Origin of the sequence: Mesorhizobium sp. M4A.F.Ca.ET.090.04.2.1, from assembly GCF_003999085.1 — a bacterium.
GTDB lineage: Bacteria > Pseudomonadota > Alphaproteobacteria > Rhizobiales > Rhizobiaceae > Mesorhizobium.
Genome location: NZ_RZOT01000210.1, coordinates 1 through 9,349, shown reverse-complemented (window position 1 = coordinate 9,349; position 9,349 = coordinate 1). Strand labels below are relative to the sequence as shown.

The 9,349-nt window shown below is 63.8% G+C and carries 7 protein-coding genes; 1 reads left to right on the top strand and 6 read right to left on the bottom strand.

The window, feature by feature from the left end:
• The 6 genes from EN781_RS16345 to EN781_RS16320 form a co-directional block, all read right to left on the bottom strand.
• Positions 1-725 (bottom strand): sugar phosphate nucleotidyltransferase (locus tag EN781_RS16345; RefSeq protein ID WP_148669368.1); only part of this gene is annotated, 725 nt, incomplete at its 3' end.
• A 35-nt stretch (positions 726-760) separates the two neighbouring features.
• Positions 761-2,974 carry a 1,4-alpha-glucan branching protein GlgB gene (gene glgB / locus EN781_RS16340; protein ID WP_126055821.1) on the bottom strand — a complete coding sequence of 738 codons (2,214 nt, stop codon included), beginning with the start codon at positions 2,972-2,974 and terminating at the stop codon, positions 761-763.
• Between the two features lie 148 nt (positions 2,975-3,122).
• The gene (locus tag EN781_RS16335) at positions 3,123-5,585 is read right to left on the bottom strand and encodes a glycogen/starch/alpha-glucan phosphorylase (protein ID WP_126055822.1); all 2,463 of its coding nucleotides are present in this window, start codon (positions 5,583-5,585) and stop codon (positions 3,123-3,125) included.
• A gap of 141 nt (positions 5,586-5,726) precedes the next feature.
• The gene (locus tag EN781_RS16330) at positions 5,727-6,509 is read right to left on the bottom strand and encodes an ATP-binding cassette domain-containing protein (RefSeq protein WP_126055823.1); all 783 of its coding nucleotides are present in this window, start codon (positions 6,507-6,509) and stop codon (positions 5,727-5,729) included.
• Between the two features lie 2 nt (positions 6,510-6,511).
• A complete protein-coding gene (locus tag EN781_RS16325; protein ID WP_126055824.1) occupies positions 6,512-7,576 on the bottom strand; it encodes an ABC transporter permease in 1,065 nt (354 codons plus the stop codon).
• 160 nt (positions 7,577-7,736) lie between these two features.
• Positions 7,737-8,753 (bottom strand): sugar ABC transporter substrate-binding protein, encoded by a 1,017-nt coding sequence (locus EN781_RS16320; protein WP_189347617.1) that lies wholly within the window; start codon positions 8,751-8,753, stop codon positions 7,737-7,739.
• 229 nt (positions 8,754-8,982) lie between these two features.
• Here EN781_RS16320 and EN781_RS16315 point away from each other — a divergent pair.
• A partial coding sequence (locus EN781_RS16315; RefSeq protein ID WP_145965521.1) for a winged helix-turn-helix domain-containing protein occupies positions 8,983-9,349 on the top strand: 367 nt, incomplete at its 3' end.

Below are 9,349 nucleotides of genomic sequence, written 5' to 3'. Positions count from 1 at the left end.
ATATAGGGGATGATGTCCTTGCCGAAGTCGCGGCTGGAGCCGGGCTCGGCGGCGTCACGGCGCAGCTGCTCCATCAGGAACTTGGTCTTGAACACATAGATGCCCATCGAGGCCAGGGCGAAATCCGGCTTGTCGGGGATGCCGGGCGGGTCGGCGGGCTTTTCGATGAATGAGATGATAGTGTCCTTGGCATCGACATGCATGACGCCGAAACCGGTCGCTTCCATGCGCGGCACTTCGAGGCAGCCGACGGTGACGTCGGCATTGGCGTCGACATGCTGGCGCAGCATCAGCTCGTAGTCCATCTTGTAGATGTGGTCGCCGGCCAGGATCACCATGTATTCGGGGCCATAGGCCTCGATGATGTCGATGTTCTGGTAGACCGCGTCCGCCGTGCCCTCATACCACTGCGTCTCCGAGACGCGCTGGCTGGCCGGCAGGATGTCGAAGCTCTCGTTTCGCTCTGGGCGCAGGAAGTTCCAGCCGCGCTGCAGGTGGCGAATCAGCGAATGTGCCTTGTACTGGGTGGCGACGCCAAGGCGGCGAATGCCGGAGTTCAGCGCATTGGACAGCGCGAAATCGATGATGCGCGTCTTGCCGCCGAAATAGACCGCGGGCTTGGCGCGCCGGTCGGTCAATTCCTTGAGACGGCTGCCGCGCCCGCCGGCCAGCACATAGGCCATAGCGTCGCGTGCCAGCGGCTGGGTTCTTTTCAAGTCTGCCATTTTTACCCTCCCAAATTACCAGTGTGCGGCATCGTTCAGTCCGGGACAAATTCGAGCATGATCGTCGACAGCGGCGGCAAAAGCATCGTCGCCGATACGCCTCCTCCTTCCGCCCTGGCCTCGACCACGCCGCCATTGCCCTTGCCCGAACCGCCATAATCCGAGGCGTCGGTGTTGATGATCTCGCGCCAGCTGCCGGCCTTCGGCAGCGGCACGCGGTAATTGTCGCGCGGCACCGGCGTGAAATTGGAGATGACGGCGATCGGATTGCCGTCCGGCGCGCTGCGCAGCCAGGCGAACACCGAATTCTCGCTGTCGTCGACGATCAGCCAGGAAAAGCCGTCCGGCTCACAGTCGCGCGCATGCAGCGCCGGACGCGAGCGGTAGAGGTAATTGAGGTCGCGCACTACCTGCCAGATACCGCGATGCGGAGCGTGGTCAAGCAAGTCCCAGTCTAGCGCTCGCGCCTCGCTCCATTCGCGGCGCTGCGCGAATTCCTGGCCCATGAACAAAAGCTTCTTGCCGGGATAGCCCCACATGAAGGCGTAGTAGGCGCGCAAGGTGGCGAATTTCTGCCAGTCGTCGCCGGCCATCTTGCCCAGCAGCGTGCCCTTGCCATGCACGACCTCGTCATGGGAGAGCGGCAGCACGAAATTCTCGGAGAAGGCGTAGACAAGGCCGAAGGTGATGTCGTTGTGGTGGTGCTTGCGATAGATCGGTTCCTTGGAGAAATACTCCAGCGTGTCGTGCATGAAGCCCATGTTCCACTTGAAGCCGAAGCCCAGCCCGCCCTCATGCACCGGCCGCGACACTTTCGGCCATGAGGTCGATTCCTCGGCGATGGTCACCACGCCGGGATGGTGGCCGTAGAGCTCCTTGTTCATCTTCTGCAGGAAGGCGACCGCCTCAAGGTTCTCGCGTCCACCCTTCTCGTTGGGGATCCACTCGCCGGCCTTGCGGGAATAGTCGAGGTAGAGCATCGAGGCAACCGCGTCGACGCGCAGGCCGTCGACATGGTATTTCTCGGCCCAGAACAGCGCGTTGTTGACCAGGAACGATACCACCTCGCGGCGGCCGAAATTGTAGATCGCGGTGTTCCAGTCCGGGTGGAAACCCTGGCGCGGATCGGCGTGCTCGTAAAGCGCGGTGCCGTCGAACTTCACGAGGCCATGCTCGTCCACCGGAAAATGCGCCGGCACCCAGTCGAGGATGACGCCGACGCCGGCGCGATGCGCACCGTCGACGAACCGGGCAAAGCCATCGGGATCGCCGAAGCGGGCGGTCGGCGCGTAGAGGCCGGTGGTCTGGTAGCCCCAGGACGGATCGTAGGGATGCTCGGAGATCGGCAGGAACTCGATATGGGTGAAGCCCGTATCGACGGCATAGGGGATCAGGCGAGCGGCGAGCTCGTCCCAGCTCAGGAACGTGCCGTCGTCGCGAAGCTGCCATGATCCGGCATGGACCTCGTAGATCGAGATCGCCTCGCGCCTGGGATCGGCATTGCGCCAGAACGTGCGGTGCGCCTCGTCGCCCCACTCATGCGCTTTCGGCGGCGCCGTCACCGACGCGGTAGCCGGGCGCAGTTCCGACTCGAAGGCGAACGGATCGGCCTTAAGCGGCAGCCGCACGCCGTCGGGGGCGATGATCTCGAACTTGTAGGGTTGGCCGGCGCCGATATCGGGGATGAACAGCTCCCAGATGCCGGTGTCGCGGCGGTCGCGCATCGTGTGCCTGCGCCCGTCCCATTCGTTGAATGCGCCGACCACCGAGACGCGCCGCGCATTGGGCGCCCAGACGGCGAAATGCACGCCGGTGGCGCCCTCATGGTCGATGACATGGGCGCCGAGCTTGTCGAAGAGCCTGAGATGCGAGCCCTCGGCGATATAGTAGTCGTCCAACGGGCCGAGCACCGGACCGAAGGAATAGGGATCGGTCAGCCACCAGTCGCCGCCGGCGTTCCTGGCATGATAGCGCAGCGGCTGACGCTTCCTGAGCGTGAGCTTGCCCTCGAAGAAGCCCGCATCGTCGCGTCGCGACAGCTCGCCTGCCGTCTTGCCGCTCAGCGTGTAGGCGGTGACGAACTCGGCGTTCGGCACAAAGCAGCGGGCAACAAAACCCTTGCCGGCCTCATGCACGCCGAGAACCGCGAAGGGATCGCCATGCGTACCGGCGACAATCGCCGCGACATCGCCGGCTGGCGCCAGTCCGTCCGGCCCGCTCGTCGCAGCGGTCGCGCGCGGCTTCCTCATCAGGCGGTCGCCCTCCCTGGGCACTCGTACTCAAATACTAGCGGAGGTTTGACTTCGACATCTGCATCGCCGACTGGTCCTGGATCGGTCGCAAGTGTCAAACTCACTCCACTAGGGGCCACGTTGTTCGTGACCTCATGCAATCATATCAGACGGGCACGTTCCAGATTTCTTTCGCATATTGGCGGATCGTGCGATCGGAAGAGAACCAGCCGACGCGGGCGACGTTGCGGATGGCGCGCGCGTACCAGTCGGGGCTGTTGCGCCAGACGGTATCGACGTCGCGCTGGGTGGCCGCGTAAGTGTCGAAGTCGGCCGCCACCATGAACCAGTCGCTGTTGTAGAGGCCGTCGATCAATGCGCGGTAGCGCTGCGGATCGTCAGGCGAGAAGACGCCCGAGGAGATGGCGGCGAGTGCCTGTGAAAGTTCCGGCGAGGCTTCGATCACCGCGCGCGGATTGTAGCCGTTGTTGCGCCGGTCGGCGACCTCGGCGGTGGTCAGGCCGAAGATGAAGATGTTGTCGTCGCCGACGCATTCCTTGATCTCGACATTGGCGCCGTCGAGCGTGCCGATGGTCAGCGCGCCGTTCAACGCGAACTTCATGTTGCCGGTGCCGGAGGCTTCCATGCCGGCGGTCGAGATCTGCTCGGAAAGGTCCGCGGCCGGCATCAGCACTTCGGCCAGGCTGACATTGTAGTTCGGCACGAACACGACCTTGAGCAGGCCGCGCACCGCCGGATCGCGGTTGATGACCCTGGCGACGTCGTTGGCGAGTTTGATGATCAGCTTGGCGTTGTGGTAGCTGGGCGCCGCCTTGCCGCCGAAGAATTTTACGCGCGGCATCCAGTCGCGCTCGGGATGCGAGCGGATCTGGTCGTAGAGCGCGACGGCTTCCAGGATGTTGAGCAGCTGACGCTTGTACTCGTGGATGCGCTTGACCTGAATGTCGAACAGCGCCGAGGGGTCGAGCTTGATGCCGAGCCGGTCGGCGACCAGGTTGGCGAGCCTCGACTTGTTCGCCCGCTTCACCGCCGCGAACTTCTCGCGGAACGAGGCATCGCCGGCAAAGGCGTCGAGCCCCTTGATGGCGTCGATATCGTCCAGGAAGCGGTCGCCGATCGCCTCGCGGGCAAGCGCGGTGAGGCCGGGATTGCACTGGATCAGCCAGCGCCGCGGCGTGATGCCGTTGGTCTTGTTGTTGATGCGGTCGGGATAGAGCTTGTGGAGGTCGGCGAACACCGTCTCCTTCATCAGCTCGGTGTGCAGCGCCGAGACGCCGTTGATCGAATGCGAGCCGACGAAGGCCAGATTGCCCATGCGCACGCGGCGGTCGCCATTCTCCTGGATCAGCGAAATGCGACTGATCTGCTCGCCCGAGAACTTGTTGGTGGCGCGCGCCTCGAGCAGCACCTCGGCATTGATGGCGTAGACGATCTGCATGTGGCGCGGCAAAAGCCGCTCGAACAGCGGCACCGGCCAGCTTTCCAGCGCCTCGGGCAGCAGCGTGTGGTTGGTGTAGCCGAAGGTGCGCTTGGTGATGTCCCAGGCCTGGTCGAAATCCATGCCGTGGACATCCATCAGAAGCCGCATCAGTTCGGGCACGGCGATCGCCGGATGGGTGTCGTTGAGATGGATCGCCGCCTTGTCCGGCAGCGACTGCAGGTCGCCATATTGGCTGAGATGGCGCTGGACGATGTCCTGCAGCGAGGCGGTGGAGAAGAAATACTCCTGGCGCAGCCTGAGCTCCTGCCCGGCCATGTGGGAATCAGCAGGATAGAGTACGCGCGACAGAGCGTCGGCCTTGTTGCTTTCGGCCAGCGCGCCGATGTGGTCGCCGGCATTGAACTTGTCGAGCAGGATTGGATCGATCGGCATGCCGGACCACAGCCGCAGCGTGTTGACGCGATTGGCTCGCCAGCCGGCGACCGGCGTGTCGTAGGCGACGGCCAGCACATGCTCGGTTGGCTTCCAGACGTGGCGCTCGAGCCTTCCGTCCTTGGAGGTGATCGATTCCACCGAGCCGCCGAAGCCGACCTCGAAGGAGCGCTCGCGCCGCTCGAACTCCCAGGGATTGCCATGATCGAGCCAGGTTTCCGGCAGCTCGACCTGCCAGCCGTCATGGATCTCCTGGCGGAACATGCCGTTGGCATAGCGGATGCCATAGCCGTGCGCCGGAATGCCGACGGTTGCCATGCTCTCCATGAAGCAGGCGGCAAGCCGGCCGAGGCCGCCATTGCCGAGCGCGGCATCGGGTTCGAGCCCGGCGATGAGGTCGAGGTCGACGCCGAGCGAGCGCAGCGCCTCGCGCATGTTGTCCATCAGGCCGAGATTGGAGAAGGCGTCGCGCATCAGGCGGCCGATGAGGAATTCCAGCGACAGATAGTAGACGCGCTTCTCCTGCTGGGCGTAGGCCTCCTGGGTGGCCTGCATCCACTGATCGACGACGCGGTCGCGCACGACCTTGATCGATGCGGTGAGCCAGTCGTACTGGGTGGCGACGTTGGTGCCCTTACCGACCCTGTATTTGAGGGCCAGCAAGACTTCGTCGGCGAGCGTCTTGGGGTCGGGGATTTCCAGGATGGGAGCTTCGGTCGTCATCGCGTTTGTCATGTCGCCTCTCGTGCGGTTGCCATGATCATACCGGCTTTCACGGTTCCTCCCACCCTACCCTAGTGCATTGCAGCATATATTCAATCGATTTAGGTCGATAGGCAACCGATTCATCTGCGGCAATTTACCCGACGAGGCGGATCAGGCGGCCAGCGCGTCCTCCGGCGGCTTCTTCGCGCCGGTCATCAACGCGACCGCATCCGACATGGAAATCTGCTTCGGATCGACGACGCAGAGGCGTCGTCCAAGCCGGTGGATGTGGATGCGGTCGGCCACCTCGAAGACATGCGGCATGTTGTGCGAGATGAGCACGATCGGCAGGCCGCGCTTCTTGACGTCGAGGATCAGCTCCAGCACTCGGCGGCTTTCCTTGACGCCGAGCGCCGCGGTCGGTTCATCCATGATCACCACTTTCGAGCCGAAGGCGGCGGCACGCGCCACCGCCACGCCCTGGCGCTGGCCGCCGGACAGCGTTTCCACCGCCTGGCTGATGTTCTGGATGGTCATCAGGCCGAGTTCGGTGAGCTTGTCGCGGGCGCGCTTTTCCATCGCCGGACGGTCGAGCATGCGAAGCCAGCTGCCGAGCGGGCCGGGCTTGCGGATCTCGCGGCCGAGGAACATGTTGTCGGCGATCGACAGCGCCGGCGACAAGGCCAGGTTCTGGTAGACGGTCTCGATGCCGGCTTCGCGGGCCTCGATAGGTGACTTGAACAGAACCTGTTTGCCGTCCAGCTCGATGGTCCCTTCGTCGGGGTGCACCGCGCCGGAGATCGCCTTGATCAGCGTCGACTTGCCGGCGCCGTTGTCGCCGATCACCGCCAGGATTTCTCCCGGGTAGAGATCGAAGTCGCAGTTGTTGAGCGCTGTGACGCGGCCATAGCGCTTGGTGAGACCGCGCGCGGTGAGGACAGGCTGCTGGGTCATGACTACACCGAAACCTTTCTGATCCACTGGTCGATCGCGACGGCGCCGATGATCAGCACGCCGGTGAGCAGCACCTTCCATTGCGGATCGGCGCCCAGCATGTTGAGGCCCATCGAGACGACGCCGACGATCATGGCGCCGAACAGCGTGCCGAGGATCGAGCCGCGGCCGCCAAAGAGCGAGATGCCGCCGATCACGGTCGCGGTAATGGCCTGCAGATTGTAGTCGGTGACGGCGGCCGACGGTGAGATCGAACCGTTGCGGCCGATCGAGACCCAAGCCGCGAAAGCGGCGATCAGGCCGGCGAGCGTATAGACGGCGATCAACACCTTCTTGGTCTGGATGCCCGACAGCTTCGCCGCCTCGGGGTCGTCGCCAACGGCGTAGACGTGGCGTCCCCAGGCGGTGTGGTTGAGCACATACCACAGCACCGCCACCAGCACGACCGTGGCAATGACGCCGGCTGTCAGCACGGCGGAGCCGACCCTGAAGCTCATCGCGAACAGGTGCAGAAGCGGCGCCTGCGCATCGACATCGGCGTCGCGGATCGTCTCGTTGGCCGAATAGATGAAATTCGTGGCCATGACGATGTTCCAGGTGCCGAGCGTGACGATGAACGGCGGCAGCTTCATGTAGGCGACCAGCAGGCCGTTGAGCAGCCCGCAGGCGCCACCTGCAGCAAGGCCTACCACCACCGCGAGAATGGTCGGCATACCGTAGGTGATGGCGCAATTGCCCATGATGACGGCCGAAATCACCATGATCACGCCGATCGACAGATCGATGCCGGCGGTCAGGATGACCAGCGTCTGGGCGGCGCCGAGAATGCCGACGATGGCGATCTGCTGCAGGATCAGCGTCAGTGTGTAGGACGAGAAGAACCGTCCGCCGATGGCGATACCGAAGATGATGATCGACAAGACCAGCACGATCAGCGGCACGGCGGCCGGCGTGGAGTGCAGGAAATGCTGGGCGCGCTTGACTAATGACTTGCCGTGCTCATCGAAGGCGGCGACGCTGGTGTCGCTGCTCGAGAGAACCTTCTCGAATTCCTGAATCTGAGACATATCTCCTCCCGTCTGCGCGGAGCTTCTCACGGCTCCCCGTCCCGTTCACGCATTCCGGTCTGTCGCCTGGATTGTCAGCGCCAACGAAAGCGCATCGTCCACCCGATGCGGCCGGGGATCAAGCCCCAGCCGCAAGGTTTGTGTGCCGGTCAGCCCAGCATCAGCCCCAGCACTTGTCGAGGCCTTCCTTGGTGTCGATCGACTTGACGCCGTTGGCCGGCTTGTCGGTGACGAGGTTGACGCCGGTGTCGAAGAAGTTCTTGCCTTCGGTCGGCTTCGGCTTGGTGCCGTCCTTGGCGAAAGCGGCGATCGCCTCGATACCGAGCGCGGCCATCTGCAGCGGATATTGCTGCGAAGTGGCGCCGATGACGCCTTCGGTGACCGACTTGACGCCGGGGCAGCCGCCGTCGACCGAGACGATCAGCACCTGCTTCTCGAGGCCTACTGCCTTGAGCGCCTGGTAGGCGCCGACGGCGGCCGGCTCGTTGATGGTGTGGATGACGTTGATGGTGTTGTCCTTCTGCAGAAGGTTCTCCATCGCCTTGCGGCCACCCTCTTCATTGCCGTTGGTCACGTCATGGCCGACGATGCGCGGATCGTCCTCATCGCCGATCTTGTTGGGGTCTTTCACGTCGATGCCGTAGCCCATCATGAAGCCCTGGTCGCGCAGCACGTCCACGGTCGGCTGCGACGGGGTCAGGTCGAGGAAGCCGATCTTGGCGTCCTTGGCCTTGTCGCCGAGCGTCGCGGCGGCCCAGGCGCCGATCAGCTTGCCGGCTTCGAGGTTGTCCGTGGCGAAGGTCGCGTCGGCCGCGTCGATCGGATCGAGCGGTGTGTCAAGCGCGATCACCAGCAGGCCGGCGTCACGCGCCTTCTTCACCGTCGGGACGATGCCCTTGGTGTCGGACGCGGTGATCAGGATACCCTTGGCGCCGTCGGCGATGCAGCTTTCGATCGCCGCCACCTGGCTCTCGCTGTCACCGTCGATCTTGCCGGCATAGGTCTTGAGATCGACGCCGAGTTCCTTGGCCTTGGCGGTCGCACCCTCCTTCATCTTGACGAAGAAGGGATTGGTGTCAGTCTTGGTGATCAGGCAGGCGCCGACGCCGGCGGCCGATGCCGTCGAGGCGAACGCCATCAGGCCCAACCCGGCGGCCGCAAACACGGTGGACTTCAGCAGTGCTTTCTTGGTCACGATTTTCCTCCCAGTGGAACCATTGCGGACGCCGGGCCACCCGGCGTCTCAAGCGCATCCAACCATTTCTCCCAGCGTGGACGCCCCTTCAAAAGACACCAGTCCGAGACGGCTGTCAATAATTAAATCACTCTTATTTATTATTGACAGCCTTGCGTCGTTCACTCATTCTGCACGAAAAGCATTGAGGGGAAACGACGGAGGAAACAGGGTGGAGACCGGCATTGCGAGGCACGGTTCGCCCGAGGCGGCAGAGAGCCGCCTGCACCGCGGCACCAACCAGAGCGGCATGCGCGACCACAATGAGCGGCTTGTGCTGTCGTTGGTGCGCCAGCATGGCAGCCTCGCCAAATCCGACATAGCGCGCATGACCGGGCTTTCGGCGCAGACCGTTTCGGTCATCATGCGCGAGCTGGAGGACGACAGGCTGCTGGTGCGCCAGGCACCGCTGCGCGGCAGGATCGGCCAGCCCTCCATTCCCATGGCGCTCAACCCGGAAGGCGCCTTCTTCATCGGCCTCAAGATCGGCCGCCGCAGCGCCGAGCTGGTGCTGATCGACTTCCTCGGCAATGTGCGCT

Excerpts from the sequence above, each read along its gene's own strand:
- glgB (WP_126055821.1), bottom strand. The coding sequence starts at position 2,974 with ATGAGGAAGCCGCGCGCGACCGCTGCGACGAGCGGGCCGGACGGACTG.
- EN781_RS16335 (WP_126055822.1), bottom strand. The coding sequence starts at position 5,585 with ATGACAAACGCGATGACGACCGAAGCTCCCATCCTGGAAATCCCCGAC.
- EN781_RS16330 (WP_126055823.1), bottom strand. The coding sequence starts at position 6,509 with ATGACCCAGCAGCCTGTCCTCACCGCGCGCGGTCTCACCAAGCGCTAT.
- EN781_RS16325 (WP_126055824.1), bottom strand. The coding sequence starts at position 7,576 with ATGTCTCAGATTCAGGAATTCGAGAAGGTTCTCTCGAGCAGCGACACC.